This is a genomic window from Nocardia brasiliensis, assembly GCF_011801125.1.
Classification (GTDB): domain Bacteria; phylum Actinomycetota; class Actinomycetes; order Mycobacteriales; family Mycobacteriaceae; genus Nocardia; species Nocardia brasiliensis_C.
The window spans coordinates 4,263,463-4,286,018 of record NZ_CP046171.1 but is presented as its reverse complement, the minus strand read 5'-3'; the positions used below and the strand labels follow the sequence as shown (position 1 = coordinate 4,286,018).

Genomic DNA, 22,556 nt, shown 5'->3' with positions numbered 1-22,556 from the left:
CGCCGAACGCCGTCAGATCGATGTCGGCATCCTCGACGAACACCTCGTCGAACGCGTCGAAATTCCCGCTGTCGACCGCGGTCGCGTACGCCACCAACAGCTGCTGAATCTCCAACCGGTCTGAGATCTCCTGCAAATCGAGCACCAAACCTCCTAGAAAGCAATGGAATTCAGAAGCTACCGCCGCCTCGCGGTCGCCCCCAGCCGCCGAACGGCGGCTCTTGGACCGCCGATCGGCTGGATCGGGCGCAAGGTGGCCGGTCGCCCGGTCAGCGACCGGCGGCGCTGAGGCGGTGATCGGCTTCCAAGAGCATCCAGGCGCTGAGCTGGACCGAGAGGTCCCGGCTGAGGTTCGCGGGGGTGTCGGCCGGGGTGGACATCAGTTGCGGCAGCGTCGGTGGGTGCGTGGGTTCCGGTACGGGGCGGGTCCAGTCGACGCCGAAGAGTGGGAGTCCGTCGACTTCGGCGCGATGGCGCCAGGCCGCCTGCGCCGAGGCGTGCACGATCTGTGCGGCGGTCGAATCATTCAGTGCGAGTGCGGCTTCGGCGAGGTAGCGGGCCAGGATGCCCATGAACAGGCCGGAGTCGTCGGCGGCGGAGGCGGCGATCACCCCCTCGTCGGTGAGCCGGTCCGCGACCGCGTCGATGAGCGTGGTTGCGCGTCGGTGGTACTTGGATTCTCCGGTGCGCGTTGCCAATTCGGTGTCCAGGCCGATCGCTACACCCTGGCAGTAGGTGTGCGGCGTGCGCTCGACCCGGCCGCCCGGCTCGTGCACACCGTCCAGGATCAGTCCGGTGGCGCTGTCGCGCAGCCGGGTGTGCAGGAACTCGGCGAGCCGCGTGGCGCGCGTCAGCTCGCCCGTTCGAGCCAGCGCGATGCCGGCCGGACCTATCGCGGGCGTGTTGTAGTACTCGTCGCCCGAACGCCAGGGCAGCGCGCCGACCGCCGGATTCCAGCCGCCGATGAGGTCGGCCGTCAATTCGCCGATCGCCTCGTCGAACCGGAGACCGAGCAGGCGCTCGGCGCGTTCGAGAGCCAGTGCCAGCCAGGACATGTCGTCGTAGTAACGGTTGGTCCAGCCGGTGATATTGCGGGTCCGGATGCCGCGAGCGAGGGCGAGGACCCGTTCGACGCGTTCGGGGGTGCGAGCGCGCGCCGCAGCGTCGACCGCACAGTCCAACAGGTGCGCCTGCCACCAGTAGCACCAGCGCGCGAACGACTGATCGAGCAGCGACGACGGCCACACGAGCGTGCCGAGCCGCAGGTGCGGGTGCCCCCAGAGGGCGCGTACGTGGCGCGAGGCGATCGCCTGCTCCGCGAGATCGGCGCGCCCGGCCGGCGCTTCCGGACGGGTGGACACGCTGCCGGTGATCGCCACCGCCCTGGTCGGCGGGGTGACGGTGGTCAGCGCGATCGAGGCGCCCGCCACCAGCAGCACGCGGCGCCTGCTGATCCCCGCACTTCGGCGATCCATCCCGCTCGCACTCCTCGACCACGATCGCCGCGGCCACAACCCACCGCGCCCTACGCCTGAACTCTTCCGAATCATGAGAGCAGAGCGACCACCCGCGCACGGTGTGGCCGGAAAGAACATTCCGCGAACAGTTTCCGGCGCGGGGTAGCCCGGTGATGCGCAGCGAGATCCGGCGGTGTCCGGTGTCAAGGTCGCAACGACGGCTCAGGGCGCGTGCGGTGGCGCAGCGGGCCGGCGGCGGTGGACGAACCACCAGTACACCGCGGCCGCGATGCTCAACGCGGCGACTCCGGTCGCTGCCGACAGTGCGTAGGAAGTGCTGGACTGCACGAGGGTCGACGGGTCGCAGGTGCACGTAACCTTCGGATCGCGCGGGTCGTAGACGATCTGAACGGTACTTCCCTCGCTGAGTTCGCGCGCCGGCGGATTGAATCCTCCGACGGAACCTCCGGTGTAGTACGACTTGCCGTTCACCATGAACGTGTAGTAACTGGTCGCGACGTGCGCAACCCCCGATAGCCTCGAAAAGAATCCGGCTCCATAATCCATCGTGGTACTACTGGCCGGGTAGCCCCCAATTACCGGTGCTGGGCAGGGCCGGTGATCTCGAGTGAGAATGTCGGCCGTGAACGCACCTTATATAGATTCCGCCGCCGCGGCGGGGCCCGGCCGAACACCGCGGGTGTGGGTGCCTGCGGAGGCCGGGGAGAACCGGCTCGCGCTCGCGGCCATCGCCGATGGACTGCTTGCCTTCTTCGTGGCTTTGGCGTTGGCGCAGCGCGTCTTTCACGCGTCGGCGGGTATCGCGGAGTTCGCGCCGGTGTTCGTTCCGTGTCTGCTCGGGGTGTCGTTCGCCAACCACGTGGTCGGCACACTGGTCTTTCGCGGCAGTCTCGCCAAGCTGCTCTTCGGCATGCGGGTGCTGCGCTGGAAGGACGGCCGCCGGCCGCGACCGTGGCAGACGCTGCTGCGATGGCTGTTCGGCTATTTCGTGATCGTGGCCCAGTTCCTGTTGGAGGGCGCGAGCGTGGGCCAGGCGTGCGGGCTGCGCACCGTGCGCCGGCGCGATGAGCGGCAGTGGGCGCAACCGTGATCAGGGCAGGTCGGCGAATCGGACGTCGTCGGCCACCGCGGTGACGTCGAGGCCGCCGGGGCCGGGCGCGATGGCCGTGAGCCGCGCGCCGAGCGGCAGCTGCCGCAGCGGCACGGTGAAGGTCAGGGCGCTGCGCAGCATGGCGAGGGAGATCGTCGGACCGCCCGCCGCGGCCTGCACCGCCACCGGCGTGACCTCGATACCGCGCTCGGTCGGCGCGACCGTGACGATGACCGTCCCCGGCACCGGTATGCCCTCCACCAAGAACGTTCCGGTGACGCGCAGCCCGTCCGGACTGTAGGAGATCGACTCCACACCCGGAGGCGCGAAGCCACGCACCGCGTCGTAGGGGACGACCGCTGTCGCGTTCGCCCGCGCGGCCACGAAACTCGAGGTGCGGTTGTGCAGAACGTCGGACAGCGGCGCGGACACCTCGGTCAGGTCGATCGCGAGATCGCGCACCGAGAGGCCATCGCCGCTCCACTCGCCGACCTCGAGGTCGATGTCACGATAGGTGCCGTCGACAGCCTGAGTGAGGAACGGGAAGCCGCCGATGGTGACCCGTGGTTGCCGGGGCAGCTGGTAGTCGGCGGCGATCTTGCGGCCGATCTCGCGCTGCGCCATGGTGACCGCGACCCGGTCGCCGATCAGCAGCGCGATCGTCAGCAGCACGATCAGAATCAGTAGTCCGCGCATGCGCTCACTCGTTCGCTCATCCCACCATCATGCTGGGCAAGGCGGGCATCGGTCATCCCGCGCCGCGCGCAGCGCGCCGAGACCGGCGTGCGGCGGCGTTCAGGCGCCGAGCTCGGCGAGCAGTTCCTCGACCAGTGATCGATGGTGCAACAGCGACTCGATGTCGTCGGGTCGGGCCATCTCGCCGAAGTGGATCTGGCGAGCGCCGGAGCGCAGGAAGACGACGCAGTAGTTGAGCGCGGCGAACATGGTGTACCAGGTGAGGTCGTCGAGCGGCTTGCCCGCGCACTCGGCGTAGGTCGCCGTGACGTCGGCCTCGCGCAGGAACTCGGGCATGCCGGGGAGGCCGAAGGTCTGTGCGATCGTCTGAAAGACGCGGTGCGCGAACACGAGCCAGGCCACGTCGAGTTCCCGCGGACCGAGCGTCGCCAGTTCCCAGTCCAGTACCGCGACAGGGACGAAATCCCGGTACAGACAGTTACCGATGCGGGCGTCGCCCCAAGACAGGACGTCGGTACCGGGCGCTGTCTCGGGCAGGTTCGCCGTGAGCCACACCAGGATTCGCTCGACCAGCGGCGATGCTCCGATGTCGCGCGCCGCGAACTCGTACCACGCGCGCGCCCGGTTCAGTGTTCGTTCGAGCGCGCGGGCACCGGGTTGTGCTGGCTCGAGGAAGGCGAACAGCTCGGGGGCGTCCGGAATCGCGTGCAGCGCGGCGAGCGTCTCGATCGTGCTGTGCTGCAACCGCTGTCGTTGTTCTGGGTGCGCGTCGAACAACCAGTTGCCGCCGAAGGTGTAGGGCATGACGTCGGGTGGCACCACGCCGTCCACCCGATCCATCAACAGGAACGGTGTGCCGAGCACCGCACCCGTCGGTTCGAGGAATCGCACCCGCGGCACCGGCACGCCGCTCGTCTCGGCGACGAGCCGCATCGTGTCGAACTGGGCGCGCAGATCGTAGTGTTCGAGTATGGGGAAGTCGCCAGGGGCGGGCGCCATCCGGGCGATCAGATCGACGGTCCCCGCGACCCCGGCTTCGGTCCAGGTCGCGTTGAGTACCAACGTTTCCGCCGACATGCCGTTGCTGTCGATGCCGGAACGCAGGGTGAGTCGCGGTCGCGCACCCTCGGGCAGTCGCGTGGCAAGCCAGTCGGTGAGCCGCGGGAGCAACGCGGTGGCGTCGCGGCTACTGCGTTGCAGCCGCATACCCGACTCGGGCTGGGATGAGGACATCGGCCACTCCTGACGACGGTGTGGGGCTGCGCCAACCATCGGTCGCGTCGTTCGGGGTGTCAACAGGTGTTCTCGCTGAGCGGGAGTGGTGGTGGGCGGCTCGCCATGCCGGTGCGGGAGGTAACGGCTAGTGTCGGGTGCGGGATGGATTCTGCTCGAAAGATGGTCTGCGTGAACAGCGTTGTCAGCGTGTCGGCCTGTCGTGGTGAAAGGTGTTGCCCGGTAGGTGGTTCGATGGGGCGGTCGGTCGGTGGCCGAGGGGTCATGGAGTGAGCGGTATCGGGCGACGCCGGTTCATGGTCGGGGTCTGCGGGGCAGCGGGCGTGCTGGCCGCCGGGCTCGGTGTCGCCGGGGCCGGTGCGTCGCGCTCGTCCGCGCCGCCAGCCGGTGATCGCGGCGAAAACCCTGGCGGGCCAGCGACTCCCAGCACCGAACTGAGCACTTTTTTCGCGACCGCGATGGTGGGCAGCGCGCTCGAGGTCGACAGCGACAGCGACGGGGACCTGTGGGTGACCTGCTGGTCCGACGACGACAACCTGTACTCGGTCAACGGTGACGGCAGCGGATTCGCGGACGGGCCGCGCCACGACATCGTGGTCAATCGGATCACCGGTGATCCGAAGAGCGGCTTCACCGGGACGGTGCTGGCCGTTGCCGACGAGGTCGGGGTGATCTGGGGCGATCCCGCGCAGTACAACCGCAAGCCGACCGGGATCGTCTCGGTGGACGGGCGGCTCTACCTCGCGATTCAGGATCTGCGCCTGGGGCAAGAAGATATCGCGTTCAACGACGCGCCCGCCGCCAGCGTCTCGTGGTCCGACGATCACGGGCAGACCTGGCACAAGACCCAGCAGCCGATGTTCGCCGACGGGGTGTTCACCACCATCTTCTTTCTCGACTTCGGGCGCGACTCCGGCGACGCGGTGACGGCATTGGGGGCGGAGGCGGCGCGCTACGTCTACGCCTATGGCCTGGACGGCAATTGGCGCGGGTCGTTCACCGCCACCGTGGCCGATCCGTTCGACCTGTATCTGGCGCGGGCGCCGAAGGACGCGGTCGAGCAGCGCAACCGCTGGGAGTTCTTCGCCGGACTCGACGGTGACGAGCCGCGGTGGAGCAAGCAGCTGAACGACCGGCGCGCGGTGCTGCGCGACACCAGAAGGCAGTATTCGACACTGCGCAACTACCGGGAGTATCCGCACAACCTCTCGGTGCTCTCGCAGGGCGGTGTGGTGTACGTCAAGGCGCTGCGACGCTATCTGTACACGTCGTGGACCGAGTACACCTATGAGTTCTATGAGGCGCCGACGCCGTGGGGTCCGTGGAAACTGTTCTTCACCAAGGATTTCGGCGGCTATCCGTGGTTCGGTCGCGAGCCGGGCTGTCCGGGGCCGAAGAACGGTGGATACGCCACCACGATCCCGTCCAAGTTCATCGCGGCCGACGGGATGTCGATGTGGGTGCAGTCGAACTGGTGGGTCGGCAGCGCGGGCGGCGATACCGCCTACAGCTTCAACCTGCGTGAGTTGACGTTGCGGCCGTTCAGTGCGCAGTCGCCGGCCAATCAGCCGGACCCGCGCGACAACCTCGCCTACAGCGGTGCCGACGTCACACCCATCGAGAAGTCCGCGCACTTCGGCCACTGCGAGTACTACAACGACGGCGACTTCACCAAGAGCGAGAACAGTTTCGACCAGGAGAACAAGGACCTGGACTTCTGGGGTTTCACCTGGTCGAAGCCGTACCTGATGAACCAGGTCGTCTACACGACCGGTGAAATGTTCGACGACGGCGGGTGGTTCGCGGCGGGACTGCGCGTCCAGGTGCGCCAGGACTTCCGCTGGCTCGATGTGTCGAACACCAAGATCGAACCGCGGTATCCCTTCACCGCATCGACCGGCGCGTTCACCACCTATACCTTCACCTTCGCCAGCATCGCGGGCGACGGCGTGCGCATCATCGGAAAGCCCGGCGGCAGTGCCTATTTCACCTCGATCGCGGAGCTGGAGGTCTACTACCGGTAGCGCCGCCCGATCAGCGCGCGGCGGGCTGGAACAACTCGACGAAGTTGCCCGCCGGGTCCTGGACGAGGACCTGGCGACCACCGGGCCCGCTGATGATGTCGTTGCGGAACGGGACGCCCGCGGCGCGCAGGCGGGCCACCTCGGCCTCGAGGTCGTCTACGGCCAAATGAATTCGGTTCCATCCGCCGGGCACCGGCTGCTCGCCATCGGGCATCGGGCGGGCGCCCGAGCTGGTCGGTCCGGACAGCAATAGCCGCAGTGGGCCGCGGATCACGTCGGTGAACGCGGGCGCGGCGTCGTGGTTGACGGTGAAACCGAGATGGGTGGTGTAGAACTCGGTGGCCGCGCGTACATCGTCGACGATGTAGCGAACGCCGGCGAGGGTGGTCGGGGTGGTCATGGTTGCTCCGATCCGAGGACGAGGGTGGGCAGCAGGTAGCGGACGCGGGTGTCGAGTTCTGCGGTGATACGGCGGAATTCGGGGTAGTCGGCGGCGGCGGGGTGCGGGGTGCTCCAGTGCGTGTACGTAGTCGCGGGAATACCGTGCGGATATTCGCGGACCTTGTCGCACAGCGTGATGACGTGGTCGAACCGGCTGCCCGCCAGGTCGGCGAGGGGCCGCGGCCGCTGCCCGGCGGTGCCGATGCCGTAGTCCTCGTGCAGGACCCGGCTTGCGAAGGGGTGCAGCTCGGACCCGGGGTGGCTGCCGGCCGAGGCGATCCGGAACTGTCGATGGCAGTGCCGCCGTAGCAGCGCGGCGGCGATGGGGGAGCGTGCGCTGTTGCCGGTGCAGACGAACAGCACCGATCCGGTCGTCGGCCGGTGGCGCGTCGCGGGGGCGGCCAGTGCGGGATGCAGCGCCGCCGCCGCGTCGCCGAACGCCGCGGCACAGCGGGACAGGTCGAGGCGGTAGTAGGTGTCGCGACCGTCGAAGGTGCTGCGGTGGGTGCCCACGAGACCGGCCGAGCGCAGCAATCGCAGGTGATAGGACACGAGATTCTGTGGTTCCTCGACGAGGGCGACGAGCTCGCGGACCCGGTGGTCCCCCCGCGCGAGAGCGGTCAACAACGCCCAGCGCAGCGGATGGGCGGCAGTGCGGAACAACGCCGGAAGTTCCGGTCGCTCTGGCGACGCCATTGCCCTAGGATACATCAAATAGGATTGATGCATCGGCAAACCGGCGATCGGTGCTCGATGCGACGCCCGAGGAGCTCTGATGGCCGAAAACGGCGCGGCGGGAACGGGATCGGAGTCGGCGCTGGTGCGCCGCCTGGGGCTGGGCGACGCGGTGGTGATCGGGCTCGGCGCGATGATCGGTGCGGGGATCTTCGCCGCGCTTGGCCCCGCGGCGCGGGCCGCGGGCGCGGGACTGTTGCTCGGCCTCGCGATCGCGGCGGCGCTCGCGTGCTGCAACGCGATCTCCTCGGCGCGCCTGGCCGTGCGGTACCCGGCCTCCGGGGGGACCTATGTGTACGGGCGGGAGCGGCTGGGGCCATTCTGGGGCTATCTCGCCGGCTGGAGCTTTGTGGTGGGCAAGACTGCCTCCTGCGCGGCGATGGCGCTGACGGTCGGCACCTACGTGTGGCCCGAGCATGCCCGCGTGGTCGCGGTCCTCGCCGTGGCGGTGCTGACGGCGGTCAACTATCGCGGGGTGCGCAAGTCGGCCCGGCTCACCCGGGTGATCGTCGCCGTGGTGCTGCTCGTGCTCGGCGCGGTGGTGGCCTTCTCGGTTGGCTCGGGGCGAATCGCTGTGCAGTACATGGGGTTCGATGCATCGGTCACCGTTGCCGGGGTGCTGCAGGCGGCCGGCCTGCTGTTCTTCGCGTTCGCCGGGTACGCGCGCGTCGCCACCCTCGGCGAGGAGGTCCGCGATCCGGCCAGGACCATCCCGCGCGCGATACCGCTGGCGCTCGGCGGCACGCTCGTCGTCTATGCCGCCGTCGGGGTGGCCGCGCTCGGCGTGCTCGGGCCGGATCGGCTGGCGGCGGCCGCCGCGCCGCTCGTCGCGGTGGCACACGCCGCTGGCGCCGGGTGGCTGGCGCCGGTGGTGCGCGCCGGTGCGGCGGTCGCGGCGCTCGGTGCGCTGTTGACGCTGATCCTCGGCGTCTCTCGGACCACGTTGGCCATGGCCCGCGATCACCACCTGCCGCGCGGCCTCGCCGCCGTGCACCCGCGATTCGGGGTGCCGCACCGTGCCGAGGTGGTCGTCGGCGTGGTCGTCGCCCTCGCGGCGGCCACGACCGACCTGCGCGCCGTGATCGGGTTCTCCTCGTTCGGCGTGCTGCTCTACTACGCGATCGCCAATGCCGCGGCCTTGACCCTGACCCGTGCCGAAAACCGGCCGCCCCGTGCGATTCCCGCCGCGGGATTGCTCGGCTGCCTGGTGCTGGCGTGCACCCTGCCGGTCACGTCCATCGCCACGGCGGCGGCCCTCATCGTGCTGGGCGTGCTCGGCTACGCGGTGCGCTCCCGCCTGCTGCCGCGCGATCCGGCTACAGATGGGTGACCGCGAGCCGGTGCGCGGGCGGGCGACCACGAGTGCGCGGTGGCAGGTCCGAGGGCGTCATCGCGCCCTGTCGGCAACGGTCGAAGGTGGTGAGCGGGTTCGGCCCGCCCACCGCGGGGCCGTCAGGGTCGCAGATTCGGCTGGTCCAGGACCCAGAGCCAGGACCCGTCCGGCTGGCGGCGGGCCACCTCGGCGGTGATCTCGCCGGTGGTCAGGGTCGCGGCGGTGAACGCCAGGTCGCCGCTGACCATGGCCGGATGCTGCCGACCCGGGACGAGCGCCGGGGCCGCCGCCACCAACTGCTCGTACACCTTGCGGATCTCCGCGTGGCCGGTCGCCAGGTTGCCCGGCGGGAACTCCAGCACCGCGTCCGGTTCGTAGAGTGCCACCAGTCCGTCGACGTCGCCCGCGTTGGCGCGTTCGATGAAGTATTTGCCCAGGTCGTTCGGCTCGGTGGCCACTTCGTTGTTCGTCATGCGGACTACACTTCCAGCGAATCACGACACCTTGTGTCATGTATTTCTGCGAAGGTTCTTTCATGCGTGCCGATCGGCTGGTCTCCCTGGTACTGCTGCTGCGCAGGCACGGCAGACTGTCGGCCACCGCGCTCGCCCGCGAGCTCGAGGTCTCCACCCGGACCGTGTTGCGCGATATCGAGGCGCTGTCCGCGGCGGGTGTCCCGGTGTACGCCGAGCGCGGCAGACATGGCGGGTTCGCCCTGCTGCCCGGTTTCCATACCGAACTCACCGGACTCAACCACGACGAGGCGCTGGCCCTGCTGGTGGCCGGATCACGGCCCGGCGCACAGGCTTTCGGCCTCGGCTCGGCGCTCGCCGCAGCCATGCGCAAGGTGGTCGACGCACTACCGGAGACCTCGAGGGCGAGCGCGGCGGACGCGGCCGAACGTGTGCTCATCGATCCCGCGACCGACCTGCTCTCGCGGCGGACGGTGCCCGAGGCGGTGCCCGACGCGGTGCTGGCCGAGGTGCGGCGGGCGGTAGTCGCCGGACGCAAGCTGCGCATTCGCTACGCGGCGGTGGGACAGGACCCGGCTTGGCGCACCGTGGACCCGATCGGCCTGGTCACCGTGCGGGAACAGGCCTACCTGCTGGCCACGCGTTCCGGTGCGGACCGCACCTATCGACTGTCCAGGATCTCGGCCGCCGAGCAGCTGCCCGAACTCGCACAGCGACCGGACCGGGTCGATCTGGATCGCGCCTGGCAGGAACGCGGCGCGCGCTTTCGCGCCGGCGGCGACCAGGTGCGGGTGCTCGCCCGGGTGCACCCGTCCCGCCGCGCCGAGCTGGTCGGCACCGCGCTGGTGGTGCACACCGAAACGGTGGACCCGGACGATTGGGTACGTCTCGAGGCGAGCTTCCAGGACGCCAGACATGCCGAATGGGCGCTGTGGCAGCTGGCGAAGGACGCGGAAATCCTTGCCCCGCAACGGTTGCGCACCGTGCTGCGTAATCGCGCCGCCGAACTCGCCGCCCACTACGGTGGACCGTCGCTTGACCTGAACGGCGGTTGAGCTTTTAGCGTCGGTGCCGACGTGCGGAGTTCGACAATGACGACACTGGTAACCGGCGCGACCGGGAACACTGGCAAGCACGTGGTGGCCGAATTGGTGCGCCGCGGCGAGCAGGGTGCGCGCGCTGTCACGCAATCCCGATGCGGCACAGCTGTTCTCACCCGCCGTCAGGTGGCTACCGGCGCGCACACCGCGCCAGAGACGCTCGACGCCGCGCTCGACGGCGTCGAGCGTCTGCACATCACGGTGACGGCGGGTCTGGCCGAAGTCGGCCCGGAACTGGTGCGCAAGGCGGTGGCGGCGGGTGTGCGCCGGATCACCATGCTGTGGGGCCGCGCGGTGGGGCCGGTCGAGCAGGCGGTCGCGGACTCGGGCGCGGCGTGGAGTCGCTGACGCCGCGGGAACGAATCACGGTGCTGTCCAAGGCGATCGGACGGGAGATCGCGTTCGTGCCGATCAGTCACGAGCAGGCGATCGAACGGCTGACCGCGACCGGAGTTCCGCGCGCGGACGCCGAGTACGTGATCGGCTGGTACGCCGCGGCGGATGCGGCCTCGACCATCGTGGTCGACACCGTCGCGCGGGTGACCGGTCGTCCGGCACGGACGTTCGCGCAGCGGGTGGACGAGCACGCGCAGCGGTTCCGGTCCGCGCGCGTCGACGCGTGACGCCGATCCGGGCGCGGGCGGCCTTGTAAAGCGTACGTCCGTATGTATAGTATTCCTCTTGTTCGGCCGGAGCGGCGAAAGCCGTTCGGCGACTGGAGGAATCGATGTGCGGCACGGGTGGTAGACCCCGGCCGGTGAGGAGTCGGGGATGGCGGAGACGACTACGGCGGCCGCGGTGAAGCGACAGATCTCGGAGCTGGGTGGAGCCTTCATGCTCTCCAGGGAGGTCAAGGCGTTCGGTAGCTCGATCGGAGTGCCCGGGTTCCATGGCCCGTACACCCGCGGCCGCGGTGGCGTGCTCGGCGAGGTGGACGCCGATGTGGTCACCGCGGCCTTCGGCTTCTTCGCGCCGGACCGGGTGCGCTCGGCGTGGGAATCCACTCCGATCGCCGCGGCCGAAGGCGCGCAACGGTATCTGCACGCCTGTCAGGAGTTCGGTCGCCGCAAGCTCGCCTCGTTCGATGACGCGGATCGGCTTGCTGAACTGCTGGGGCGGGTGGCGAACGCGGCTTCCCCGGCCGGGTTGGCCTTGTTCGCGGGCTGGCGTGCGCTGCCGCTGCCCGCGGACGGACGGGCCCGGGTGGCGCAGCTGGCGCACGTGGTGCGCGAATTGCGGGGTGGGCTGCATTTCATCGCGGTGACGGCGCACGGACTCACGCCGCTGGAGGCGATTCTCGTCTCCGGCTCGCCGGTGCTCGACGGTGGCGATCAGGCGCGGCTGCTCGGCTGGCCGGAGCCGTTCGCGGCGCCGACCGCGGCGCAGCGGGAACGCTGGCAGGCAGCGGAAGAGTTGACCGACAAGCTGATTCAGCCGTACTTCGAGGTGCTCGACGAGGCCGAGCGGCAGGAACTCACCACGTTGCTCACCGCCGCGCACCACGCCGCGTTCGCGCGCTGAACCGCAGGTGCTCGACCGGTACTACCCCCGTTCGGGGGTTACCGCAGAGTGACCCACATCACTATGGTCCTCTCACCCCGCGCCAGGAATGGCGGCGCGGGGGATGAAATGAGGACCGCATGAAAAGACTGTCGCCACAACAGGCAACGATGACGACGACCGGTACGAGTATGCGCCGGGTGGCCGTCGCGAGCTGTATCGGCACCACCATCGAATTCTACGATTTCTTCATCTACGGGACCGCGGCGGCGCTCGTCTTTCCGAAGGTCTTCTTCCCGGCGCTCGGGGCGACAGCGGGTACTGTCGCGTCGTTCGCGACCTTCGCCGTCGCGTTCGTCGCACGTCCGGTGGGCGCCATGCTCTTCGGGCATTTCGGCGACCGGATCGGGCGGAAGAAGACCCTGGTCTCGACCCTGCTGCTGATGGGCGTGTCCACCCTGCTGATCGGACTGCTGCCGGGCGCGGCGACGATCGGTGTCGCGGCGCCGTTGCTGCTTGTGCTGCTGCGCTTCGGCCAAGGTTTCGCGGTCGGCGGCGAATGGGCGGGTGCGACCCTGCTCACCGCCGAGTACGCACCGCCGGGCAAGCGCGGGCTCTACGCGATGTTCCCGCAGATCGGTCCCGCTTTCGCGTTCGCGTTGTCCAGCAGTACTTTTCTGATCACCGGCACCCTTCTGGGTGATACGAACGAAGCCTTCCTCACCTGGGGCTGGCGCATCCCGTTCGTATTCTCGATCGTCCTGGTCGGCGTCGGATTGTATGTGCGCCTGGTGATCGATGAGACACCGGTCTTCCGCGCGAACGCGACCCGGCGCGCGCTCGACACCGAGCAGTCGCGGCTGCCCTTTCTGGAGGCCTGGCGGCATCAGACCAAGGAAATCCTGCTCTCCGCAGGCGCTTTGGCGACCTTGTTCGCCTTCTTCTACATGGGGACCGCGTTCCTCACGAGCTACGGCACCAAGACGCTCGGCTTCAGTCGGCCCTTCGTGTTGACCGTCGGCATCGGCGCCGCCGTGATATTCGGTGCGGCGACGGTCTTTTCGGCGATCTACTCAGATCGGCTCGGCCGTCGCAGGGTCATCATGGTGTCGTCCGCGCTGGCGGTCTTCTGGTCGCTGGCGCTGTTTCCGTTGCTCGACACCGGATCTCGGCTCGCCTTCGTGATCAGTGTGCTGACGACCCTGGCGATCTTCGGAGTCGCGTACGGGCCGTGCGGTGCGCTCCTTCCTGAGATGTTCCGGACCCGCTACCGGTACACCGGGGCAGGCCTCGGCTACAACCTCGCCGGGGTGCTCGGTGGCGCGATTCCGCCCCTGATCGCCACGCCGCTGGCGTCGCAGTACGGCAGCAACGCGATCGGCGTCATGCTGGCCGGTCTGGCGGTATTGAGCTTCTGCTGTGCGAAGGCGTTGGTCGAGACCAAGGACCATGCACTGTAGCCGAGCTGGTTACTTACCTGGACGTGCGCAACTCCCGGGAAAAGTGCGTACTTGTCGGCGCCTGCCGGGTGCGTCGACACTTGCGGGGCACGCGGCCGTGAGCCTGCGTGGTACGTAACGCAATTGGGAGTCGCGATGATCGAACACAGAATGCCGGTGACCGTGCTCGGCACGGGATCGATGGGCGCGGCCCTCGCCGCCGCCTTCGTCGCGGCGAAACATCCGACCACGGTGTGGAATCGGAGCCCGCGGCGGGCGGCCGCGCTCGTGGCCGTCGGCGCGCGGCAACACCTGGTACCGGCCGACGCGGTGGCCGCGAGTCCGTTGATCATCTGCGCGATGACGACGTTCGCGGCCACCCGGGAGGTGCTCGCGGCGGCCGAGAGCGAGCTGGCCGGGCGCACCGTGGTCACGATGAACAGTGGCATCCCTCCCGAGGCAAGGGAGTTCGCGCAATGGGTCGGCGAGCGCGGCGCGCGCTTCCTCGGCGGTGCGATCAAGAACGTGCCGTCGGCGATCGGGGAGCCGGACACGCTGCTGTATTTCGGCGGTGCCCGCGCCGTATTCGACGAGCACGTGCGGACCCTGCGGGTGCTGGGTGGCGAAGTCGTTCATCTGGGCGCCGAGCCGGATCTGGCGGCACTGTTCGAGTCCGCGGTCGGCGCGACCCTGCTGCCCGCGCTGCTCGGCTTCTTCGAAGGCGCGGCGATACTGGCCGGGCGCGGCCTCCCGGCTCAGTCGATGGTGCCGTACTCGGTCAAATGGCTAGCGATGATCGCGTCGATCCTGCCGGTCGTCGCCGACGAGATCGACAGCAAGGACTACACCCGTCTCGGCTCCTCGATCGCGCTGTTCCACACCGCCATCGACGACGACGTGCGGATCGGCCGGGAATCCGGGGTGGACATGTCCTGGCACGCTCCGATGCACGAGCTGCTGCGCCGCGCGGTGGCCGATGGCCGGAGCGCGCAGAGCATCACCGCCCTGATCGAACTGCTGCGGGTGGATCAGGGGCACCTGACGGTGTAGTCCCACTTGGTGCCGTTCGGTCCGGTCACGCGGACCAGGACGGCGGTGGCGGTGCCCGCGGGCAGACCGACGGTGATGGAGCCGGTGCCCTCGTTGGTGTCGTCGCCGACGTAGCCGGTGGTGCGAACGAGTGCACCCTGGTAGAAGACGTCGATCTTGTCCGGGATGTTGTAGGTCTCGTAGGACACGACGAACGAGACCGGACCGCTGCGGCCGATCTCGTGCAGGGTGTCGGTGACGCCGGCGCCGCCGGATTTGGTCGACTGGTTGCAGCGCTGGGTGGGCGGTTGCTGGGCGCGGGGGCCGCTGCCGGTGCCACTGCTGCCGGTGCCGCTGCCGGAGTCGGAGCTGCCCGAGCTGCCGGTGCCCGGCGCCGCGGCGACACCGGCGGTGGCGGCAACGGTCAACGCGGCGGCCAGTACCGTGGCCGCAGCCGCCTCGCGCAGGCCGGGGCGACGAATCATATTATGGCTCAACACGTTTCCTCCATCAGATAGTGGTTTCGAGCGCGCTGACCACGATGCCACCGGCGCCGGTCCGCCGATATCCGCCGTTCGGCCGACAGATCGAAGTGCGCGTTCGGTAGCGCGGGCGGGTCGTGCTGTGTTGCGATGGTGCGCAAGACATCCGATGCACCGGGGGTAATCCGGGTTGACGCAGGGGAAGGTGTCGGATGGTCGTGCGCGCGATGGGTGGTGCAACGCTCGAGCGGTCTGCCCGGCGATGGCGCGGGGGCGGCGCGGGCGTCGATTCCGCTGATCGATGACCTGTTAACAAATGTAAACCGCCCGAGAACCCGTTGTTTCCGAACAATCACATGCTCGGCGTCGAAACGGGCGAACGGCACGGTGTTTCGGCCGGTCCACGAGCTCGAGCGCAGGTCGAACGGCTGTGCGAGGGCCGGTGCGGGTGACGCGCCGTGACCGGCAGGTTGCCGTGATCTCACAGCGCACAGCGGGGTACGGCGGGGTGTGAGGGAATTGTTTGGACGCGCGTCCCGTGGTCCTTACAGTCTGAGCACCAGCCCGATTTTCACAGCTCGAAGGGGGCGTCGTGGCGCACCGACCGACCGACCGATCAAACGCTGACGCCGGTGAGGCACTGCTGCGGTTGGGCAAGTATTTTCACCGCGGCGAGATGTCGGCGGACCAGCGCACTCTGCACAAGACCGGTGGGCGCGGCGCGGACGAGTTCTACCGCGACCGGTGGTCGCATGACAAGGTGGTGCGGTCGACGCATGGGGTGAACTGCACGGGGTCGTGTTCGTGGAAGATCTACGTGAAAGATGGTGTGATCACGTGGGAGTCGCAGCAGACCGATTATCCCTCGGTCGGGTCGGACAAGCCGGAGTATGAGCCGCGTGGGTGTCCGCGTGGTGCGTCGTTCTCGTGGTACACGTATTCGCCTGCGCGGGTGCGTTATCCGTATGTGCGCGGGGTGTTGCTGGAGTTGTATCGGGAGGCGAAGGCTCGGCTGAAGGATCCGGTGCTGGCGTGGGGTGCGGTGGTCGAGGATCCGGTGCGGGCCGGGCGTTACAAGTCCGCTCGGGGTAAGGGTGGGTTCGTCCGTGCCGAGTGGTGGGAGGCGGCCGAGATCGCCGCTGCGGCGCATGTTTACACGATCAAGCGGTATGGTCCGGATCGGGTGGCGGGGTTCTCTCCGATTCCGGCGATGTCGATGGTCAGTCATGCGGTGGGTGCGCGGTTCATTTCGCTGCTGGGTGGTTCGATGCTGTCGTTTTATGACTGGTATGCGGATCTGCCGGTGGCGTCGCCGCAGGTGTTCGGTGATCAGACCGATGTGCCGGAGTCGGCGGATTGGTTCGATGCCGGGTATTTGATCATGTGGGGTTCGAATGTGCCGGTGACGCGGACGCCGGACGCGCATTACATGACCGAGGCGCGGTATCGGGGGCAGAAGGTGGTCGTGGTCTCGCCCGACTATGCCGACAACACCAAGTTCGCCGATGAGTGGGTGGCGGCGCGGCCGGGAACCGATGCGGCGCTTGCCATGTCGATGGGCCACGTGGTGCTCAAGGAGTTCTTCGTCGACAAGTCGACCGCCCGGTTCGACGACTACGTCAAGCGCTTCACCGACCTGCCGTTTCTGATCACCCTCGACGAGCGCGACGGTGCCTACGTGCCGGGAAAGTTCCTCACCGCGGCCGATTTGGCGGCGTCCGGTGCGGTGGCGCAGGGGACCACCGCACCGGGCGAGGGGGACGAGTTCCGCACCGTGCTGCTGGACGCGAACGCGAATCCGGTGGTGCCCAACGGATCTCTCGGCGATCGATTCGGTGACTCCGGCACCGGACGGTGGAACCTCGACCTGGCGGACGTCGATCCGCTATTGACGCTGCACGGCCGTACCGATGATGCTGCGGCCGTGCGGTTTCCCCGCTTCGACACAGATGTGCCCGGGGTGCTGACCCGCGGGGTACCGACGATGGTCGTCGGGGATAAGCGGGTCACCACTGTGTTCGATCTGTTGCTTGCGCAGTACGGCGTCGGTCGTGACGGGCTGCCCGGGACGTGGCCGACCGGGTATGACGATGCGGCCGAGCCGTATACGCCCGCTTGGCAGGAGGCGATCACCGGTGTGCCCGCGGTGCAGGCGACCCGGATCGCCCGCGAGTTCGCCGACAACGCGATGCGTTCGGGTGGTCGCTCGATGATTTTGATGGGCGCTGGCACCAATCACTGGTTCCACTCCGATCAGATCTATCGGGCGTTTTTCACCCTGACCCTGCTGACCGGCTGCCAGGGCGTGAACGGCGGCGGGTGGGCGCACTACGTCGGGCAGGAGAAGTGCAGGCCGGTAACCGGTTGGTCGACACTGGCTTTCGGCGCGGACTGGCAACGGCCGCCGCGCCAGATGCAGGGCACGGTGTTCTGGTATCTCACCAATGATCAATGGCGCTACGACCCGTTCACCGCCGAGGCGTTCGCGTCGCCGCTGGGGGAGGGGCGCTTCACCGGACGCACGGCCGCGGACAATATCGCGCTGGCGAGCAGGCTGGGTTGGATGCCGAGTTATCCGACGTTCGACCGTAATCCGCTGGATCTGGTGGATGAGGCGGAGCAGTCGGGCAAGTCCGCGCCGGAGCACATCGTCGACGAGTTGAAGTCCGGTGACCTGCGGTTCGCGTGTGAGGACCCGGACGCGCCGGAGAACTTCCCGCGGTGCCTGACTGTGTGGCGGGCGAACCTGCTGGGTTCCTCCGGTAAGGGCAACGAGTACTTCCACAAACATCTGCTCGGCGCGGATTCGAACTTGCAGACCACCGATGTGGGTGGGGTGCGTCCGCAGGAGTTGGTGTGGCGGGAGCAGGCGCCGTCGGGGAAGCTGGATCTGTTGTTGTCGTTGGATTTCCGGATGACGAGCACGACGTTGTTCTCCGATATCGTGCTGCCGGCGGCGACCTGGTATGAGAAGCATGATCTGTCCTCGACGGATATGCATCCGTTCGTGCACGCGTTCTCCCCGGCGATCTCGCCGCCGTGGGAGGCCAAGACCGACTTCGAGGCATTCCACCGGATCGCGCGTGGGTTCTCGTGGATGGCGGAGAAACATCTGGGTGTCCGCAAGGATGTCGTCGCCGTGCCGTTGCAGCACGATTCGCCGGACGCGCTGGTGCAACCCGGTGGGCGGGTACTGGACTGGAAAGCCGGTGAGTGCGAACCGATTCCTGGTAGGACCATGCCGAAACTGGTTGTGGTGGAACGGGACTACCCGAAGATCGCGGAGAAGATGGCGGCGTTGGGGCCGCTGGTCGAGACGTTGGGGGTGACCACCAAGGGGGTGACGACCTATCCGGAGGAGGAGGTGAAATACCTCGCCGGTGTCAACGGGACCGTGGTTTCCGGTGTGGCGCAGGGGCGTCCGTCGCTGGCCAAGGACACCCATGCCGCGGAAGCGATTCTCGCGCTGTCGGGCACTACCAACGGTCGGTTGGCGGTGCAGGGTTTCGCGGCGTTGGAGCGTCGGACGGGTGCGGTGTTGGTGGATTTGGCGGCGGAGCATGAGGGGAAGCGGGTGGGGTTTGCTGATACGCAGGCGCGGCCGGTGCCGGTGATCACTTCGCCGGAGTGGTCGGGCAGTGAGTCGGGTGGGCGGCGGTATTCGCCGTTCACGATCAATGTGGAGCGGGGTAAGCCGTGGCATACGTTGACGGGGCGGCAGCATTTCTATTTGGATCATGATTGGATGATCGAGTTGGGGGAGCAGTTGCCGGTGTTCCGGCCGCCGTTGGATATGTCGGCGTTGTTTCGTGAACCGCGGGTGGGTGCGGTCGGTGCGGAGGGTGTGACGGTGCGGTATTTGACGCCGCATTCGAAGTGGTCGATTCATTCGGCGTATCAGGATAATTTGCATATGTTGACGTTGTCGCGGGGTGGGCAGTCGATTTGGATGTCGGTGCCGGACGCGGCGAAGATCGGGGTGACCGATAACGAGTGGGTGGAGGCGGTCAACCGGAACGGGGTGGTGGTCGCGCGGGTGGTGGTGTCGCATCGGATGCCCGAGGGCACGGTGTTCATGTATCACGCGCAGGATCGGGCGGTGGGAGTGCCCCGGATCGAGGATCGCGCGGAGGTCGATGACGCGCGGGGGAAGCGGGGCGGGATTCATAACGCGTTGACCCGGATCATGATCAAGCCGTCGCATTTGATCGGCGGGTATGCCCAGCAGTCGTTCGCGTTGAATTATCACGGGCCGACCGGGAATCAGCGTGATGAGGTGACCACGATTCGTCGCCGGGCCCAGGAAGTGGAGTATTAGAGATGCGTGTCATGGCCCAGTTGGCGATGGTGATGAATCTGGACAAGTGCATCGGCTGTCACACCTGCAGTGTCACCTGTAAGCAGGCGTGGACCAATCGTGGTGGCACCGAGTACATGTGGTTCAACAACGTCGAAACCCGTCCCGGGCAAGGATATCCACGCCGCTATCAGGACCAGGACCGATGGAAAGGCGGGTGGCGGCTGGACCGGCGCGGGCGGCTGCGATTGCGGTCGGGGTCCCGGTTGTCCCGGCTGCTCAACATTTTCGCCAACCCCGATCTGCCCACCGTCGCGGACTATTACGAGCCGTGGAGCTATGACTACGACACCCTGCTGTCGGCGCCGGCGATGGACACCACCCCGGTCGCGCGCCCGAAATCGGTGATCACCGGCGCCGACACCGCCATCACCTGGGGCGCGAACTGGGACGACGACCTGGGCTCGGGGCCCGAACAGATCAGCCGAGACCCCGTCCTGGCACGGCTGTCAGAACAAGTCAAACTCGAGTTCGAGCAGACGTTCATGTTCTATCTGCCGCGGATCTGTGAACACTGCCTGCACCCCGCGTGCGCGGCGGCGTGCCCGTCCGGGGCGATCTACAAACGCGCCGAGGACGGCATCGTGCTCGTCGACCAAGACAAATGCCGGGGCTGGCGGCAATGCGTCACCGCATGCCCCTACAAGAAGATCTACTTCAACCACCACACCGGCAAAGCCGAGAAATGCACCTTCTGCTACCCCCGCGTCGAAGTCGGGATCCCCACCGTGTGCTCGGAAACCTGCGTCGGACGCCTGCGCTACATCGGGGTCATGCTCTATGACGCCGACCGCGTCGGCGACGCCGCCTCGGTCACCGACGACACAGACCTCTACCCCGCCCAACTCGAGGTCTTCCTCAACCCCCACGACCCCCGCGTCATCGCCGAAGCCGAACGCGCCGGCATCTCCCCGGAATGGATCACCGCCGCCCAGGACTCCCCGGTCTACCAACTCATCGTCGACTACCAAATCGCGCTACCCCTGCACCCGGAATACCGCACCATGCCCATGGTCTGGTACGTCCCACCCCTGTCCCCCGTCGTCGACGTCCTCACCGAAACCGGACACGACGGCGAAAACCCCGCCAACCTCTTCGGCGCCATCGACGCCCTACGCATCCCCGTGCAATACCTCGCCGAACTCTTCACCGCCGGAGACACCGGCCCCGTACGCGCGGCACTACAACGCCTCGCCGGCATGCGCGCGTTCATGCGCTCGATCAACCTCGGCCAAGAACCCGACCCCGCCATCGCCCACAACATCGGACTCCCACCCGAACAAATCGAAGCCCTCTACCGACTCCTCGCCATCGCCAAATACGAACACCGCTACGTCATCCCCACCGGCGCCACCACCCAAGCCCACCAACTCGACGCCCTCGCCACCGGATGCAGCCTCGACAACACCGGCGGACCCGGCATGACCGCCTACGACACCATCAACACCAAATTCCACCTCACCGACACCAACAACGCCACACCACAAGAGAAAACGACACGGATCAACCTGCTCAACTGGGACGGCAAGAGCACCAGTGGATTACTGCCTTCGGCCAAGAACGGCACCACCGGTGCGGAAGAACCCAATGGCACCAACGGAAACGGCGCGCCGCCGAACGGTAACGGGACGGTGCCGGGCGAACCGCCGCTGGCCACGCCGACCCCCACCGGCGCGCCGCAATGAGAAAGAGCTGACCATGGCACTGCTGAAGCTACGCCGCAGACCCGAGCCCGCGGTGCCGATGGCCGAGCGCGACCGCCGCCTGGTGTGGCGGATCGCCGCACTGCTGCTCGACTATCCGAACGAAAAACTTCTCGCATTGGTCGGCGAGTTGTCCGATGCCGCAACGGAATTGCCGCCGTCGGTGCGGGATCCGCTGCGCGAGTTCCTGGCGCACTTGCGGGCGGGCGCCCCGCTGGATCTCGCGGCCGAGTATGTCCGCACCTTCGACATGCGCCGCCGGTCCAGCATGCACCTGACGTTCTATGCGTACGGCGACACCCGTAAACGCGGCATGGCGCTGCTGCGCTTCAAACACGCCTACCGTCACGCGGGCGTCGAACTCGGCGACGAGGAACTGCCCGACCACCTGCCTGTGGTCCTGGAATTCGCCGCGACCATCGACCCGATCGGCGGCGAACGCCTGCTCGGCGAACACGTACCAGTACTCGAACTACTGCGACTCTCCCTGGCCGACAGCGCTTCTCCCTATGCGGCCGTGCTCGCCGCGGTGGTCGCCACGCTGCCGCCGCCGACCACCGCGGACCGGCGACGCATCGCCGAACTGGCCGCACAGGGACCACCGGAAGAAGAAGTGGGGCTCGAACCGTTCGCCATGGACCCCTCGATGTTCGCGCAAGGAGAAGGCCGCCGATGACCAGCACGCTATGGTTGACCCTGCCGTATGTGGCGTTCACCTCGTTCGTTCTCGGCCACCTGTGGCGCTATCGGAACGACCAATTCGGTTGGACGACACGATCTTCCCAGATCTACGAGAGCCGCCTACTGCGCCTGGGCAGCCCGCTGTTCCACTTCGGCATGCTCGGCGTGATCGGCGGGCACGTCCTCGGCGTCCTGATCCCGCAGTCGTGGACCGCCGCCGTCGGGATCTCGGAGCACGCCTATCACCTGATCGCGGTCTCGGCGGGTTCCCTCGCGGGCGTCGCGGTGCTCGTGGGCGTCGCCATTCTGCTCTATCGCCGGGTCACCGTGCCCGCGGTGCGCAAGGCGACCACCGCCAATGACAAGGTGATGTACACCTTGCTGGCCGGTGCGCTGATCACCGGCTTGCTCAATACGTGGGGCAGCAACCTCGTGTGGGGCACCTACAACTATCGCGAAACCGTTTCCCCTTGGTTCCGTAGCCTTTTCACGCCGCATCCGGAACCGGAACTGATGGTCGGTACGCCGTGGACCTTCCAGCTGCACGGCCTGATCGTGCTCGTCCTGATCGGCATCTGGCCCTATACCCGTCTGGTCCACATGTTCAGCGCGCCCATCGGCTACCTCACCCGCCCCTACGTCGTCTACCGGCGCAAGGAGTCCAGCGCGCCGGACACCCGGCGCTACGCGCGGGCCTGGGACGCTCCCGTCACGCCCGAACGCTGGCGCTGAACGCGCGAACAATCCGAAAAACCGGATACG

At 67.7% G+C, this 22,556-nt stretch carries 21 protein-coding genes and 1 pseudogene; 13 read left to right on the top strand and 9 right to left on the bottom strand.

Annotated elements, in window-relative coordinates; all coding sequences use genetic code 11:
* Position 1: 1 nt before the first annotated feature.
* From F5X71_RS19435 to F5X71_RS19425, 3 genes and pseudogenes are all read right to left on the bottom strand, one after another.
* Positions 2-145: pseudogene (locus F5X71_RS19435) on the bottom strand (nuclear transport factor 2 family protein); the annotation flags it as partial.
* A 124-nt stretch (positions 146-269) separates the two neighbouring features.
* Positions 270-1,475, bottom strand: coding sequence for a glycoside hydrolase family 76 protein (locus F5X71_RS19430; protein WP_167463321.1), 1,206 nt, complete (start codon positions 1,473-1,475; stop codon positions 270-272).
* Positions 1,476-1,679: 204 nt separating this feature from the next.
* Entirely contained in the window at positions 1,680-2,024 is a 345-nt protein-coding gene (locus F5X71_RS19425; RefSeq protein WP_428981380.1) for a DUF3592 domain-containing protein, read from the bottom strand.
* 76 nt (positions 2,025-2,100) lie between these two features.
* Between F5X71_RS19425 and F5X71_RS19420 the strand changes: the two genes are divergently transcribed.
* Complete coding sequence (locus F5X71_RS19420; RefSeq protein WP_167463319.1) at positions 2,101-2,568, top strand: RDD family protein; 468 nt, start codon at positions 2,101-2,103, stop codon at positions 2,566-2,568.
* On the opposite strand, the gene F5X71_RS19415 is transcribed toward F5X71_RS19420, so the two are convergent.
* Together F5X71_RS19415 and F5X71_RS19410 are read right to left on the bottom strand one after the other, a co-directional pair.
* Complete coding sequence (locus F5X71_RS19415; protein WP_167463318.1) at positions 2,569-3,264, bottom strand: LmeA family phospholipid-binding protein; 696 nt, start codon at positions 3,262-3,264, stop codon at positions 2,569-2,571. It abuts the gene before it with no gap.
* A 99-nt stretch (positions 3,265-3,363) separates the two neighbouring features.
* Positions 3,364-4,497 carry a phosphotransferase family protein gene (locus tag F5X71_RS19410; protein WP_167463317.1) on the bottom strand — a complete coding sequence of 378 codons (1,134 nt, stop codon included), beginning with the start codon at positions 4,495-4,497 and terminating at the stop codon, positions 3,364-3,366.
* A 269-nt stretch (positions 4,498-4,766) separates the two neighbouring features.
* Here F5X71_RS19410 and F5X71_RS19405 point away from each other — a divergent pair, with 269 nt between their 5' ends.
* A complete protein-coding gene (locus tag F5X71_RS19405; protein WP_167463316.1) occupies positions 4,767-6,521 on the top strand; it encodes a DUF4185 domain-containing protein in 1,755 nt (584 codons plus the stop codon).
* A gap of 10 nt (positions 6,522-6,531) precedes the next feature.
* Here the strand turns inward: F5X71_RS19405 and F5X71_RS19400 are convergent, their stop codons facing one another.
* Together F5X71_RS19400 and F5X71_RS19395 are read right to left on the bottom strand one after the other, a co-directional pair.
* On the bottom strand, positions 6,532-6,921 hold the full coding sequence (locus F5X71_RS19400; RefSeq protein ID WP_167463315.1) for a VOC family protein: 390 nt from the start codon (positions 6,919-6,921) through the stop codon (positions 6,532-6,534).
* Positions 6,918-7,658, bottom strand: a complete 741-nt coding sequence (locus F5X71_RS19395; RefSeq protein ID WP_167463314.1) for an ArsR family transcriptional regulator — start codon at positions 7,656-7,658, stop codon at positions 6,918-6,920. Before F5X71_RS19395 ends, F5X71_RS19400 begins: the two co-directional genes overlap by 4 nt.
* Positions 7,659-7,737: 79 nt before the next feature.
* Between F5X71_RS19395 and F5X71_RS19390 the strand changes: the two genes are divergently transcribed.
* Positions 7,738-9,027, top strand: coding sequence for an APC family permease (locus tag F5X71_RS19390; protein WP_167463313.1), 1,290 nt, complete (start codon positions 7,738-7,740; stop codon positions 9,025-9,027).
* 122 nt (positions 9,028-9,149) lie between these two features.
* Here the strand turns inward: F5X71_RS19390 and F5X71_RS19385 are convergent, their stop codons facing one another.
* Positions 9,150-9,503, bottom strand: coding sequence for a YybH family protein (locus F5X71_RS19385; protein WP_203218186.1), 354 nt, complete (start codon positions 9,501-9,503; stop codon positions 9,150-9,152).
* A 62-nt stretch (positions 9,504-9,565) separates the two neighbouring features.
* Here F5X71_RS19385 and F5X71_RS19380 point away from each other — a divergent pair, with 62 nt between their 5' ends.
* The 6 genes from F5X71_RS19380 to F5X71_RS19360 all read left to right on the top strand — a co-directional run bounded on the left by F5X71_RS19380 (position 9,566) and on the right by F5X71_RS19360 (position 14,592).
* Positions 9,566-10,558, top strand: a complete 993-nt coding sequence (locus F5X71_RS19380; protein WP_167463312.1) for a helix-turn-helix transcriptional regulator — start codon at positions 9,566-9,568, stop codon at positions 10,556-10,558.
* 36 nt (positions 10,559-10,594) lie between these two features.
* Positions 10,595-10,951, top strand: a complete 357-nt coding sequence (locus tag F5X71_RS37020; protein WP_238815328.1) for an NAD(P)H-binding protein — start codon at positions 10,595-10,597, stop codon at positions 10,949-10,951.
* Entirely contained in the window at positions 10,939-11,226 is a 288-nt protein-coding gene (locus tag F5X71_RS37015) for a hypothetical protein (RefSeq protein WP_238815327.1), read from the top strand. The genes F5X71_RS37020 and F5X71_RS37015 overlap by 13 nt, the downstream gene beginning before the upstream one ends.
* A 148-nt stretch (positions 11,227-11,374) precedes the next feature.
* Complete coding sequence (locus F5X71_RS19370) at positions 11,375-12,124, top strand: SCO6745 family protein (protein ID WP_167463311.1); 750 nt, start codon at positions 11,375-11,377, stop codon at positions 12,122-12,124.
* Positions 12,125-12,243: 119 nt separating this feature from the next.
* Positions 12,244-13,563 (top strand): MFS transporter, encoded by a 1,320-nt coding sequence (locus F5X71_RS19365; RefSeq protein WP_238815326.1) that lies wholly within the window; start codon positions 12,244-12,246, stop codon positions 13,561-13,563.
* A 135-nt stretch (positions 13,564-13,698) separates the two neighbouring features.
* A complete protein-coding gene (locus tag F5X71_RS19360; RefSeq protein WP_167463310.1) occupies positions 13,699-14,592 on the top strand; it encodes an NAD(P)-dependent oxidoreductase in 894 nt (297 codons plus the stop codon).
* On the opposite strand, the gene F5X71_RS19355 is transcribed toward F5X71_RS19360, so the two are convergent.
* Complete coding sequence (locus F5X71_RS19355) at positions 14,571-15,071, bottom strand: hypothetical protein (protein WP_167463309.1); 501 nt, start codon at positions 15,069-15,071, stop codon at positions 14,571-14,573. The genes F5X71_RS19360 and F5X71_RS19355 overlap by 22 nt on opposite strands.
* Positions 15,072-15,645: 574 nt before the next feature.
* On the opposite strand from F5X71_RS19355, the gene F5X71_RS19350 reads away from it, so the two are divergent.
* The 4 genes from F5X71_RS19350 to narI are packed head-to-tail and all read left to right on the top strand — an operon-like array spanning position 15,646 to position 22,526.
* Positions 15,646-19,371, top strand: a complete 3,726-nt coding sequence (locus F5X71_RS19350) for a nitrate reductase subunit alpha (RefSeq protein WP_275106735.1) — start codon at positions 15,646-15,648, stop codon at positions 19,369-19,371.
* Between the two features lie 2 nt (positions 19,372-19,373).
* Entirely contained in the window at positions 19,374-21,095 is a 1,722-nt protein-coding gene (gene narH / locus F5X71_RS19345; RefSeq protein WP_167463308.1) for a nitrate reductase subunit beta, read from the top strand.
* A gap of 13 nt (positions 21,096-21,108) precedes the next feature.
* A complete protein-coding gene (gene narJ, locus F5X71_RS19340; protein WP_167463307.1) occupies positions 21,109-21,789 on the top strand; it encodes a nitrate reductase molybdenum cofactor assembly chaperone in 681 nt (226 codons plus the stop codon).
* A complete protein-coding gene (gene narI, locus F5X71_RS19335; protein WP_167463306.1) occupies positions 21,786-22,526 on the top strand; it encodes a respiratory nitrate reductase subunit gamma in 741 nt (246 codons plus the stop codon). The genes narJ and narI overlap by 4 nt, the downstream gene beginning before the upstream one ends.
* Positions 22,527-22,556 lie beyond the last annotated feature (30 nt).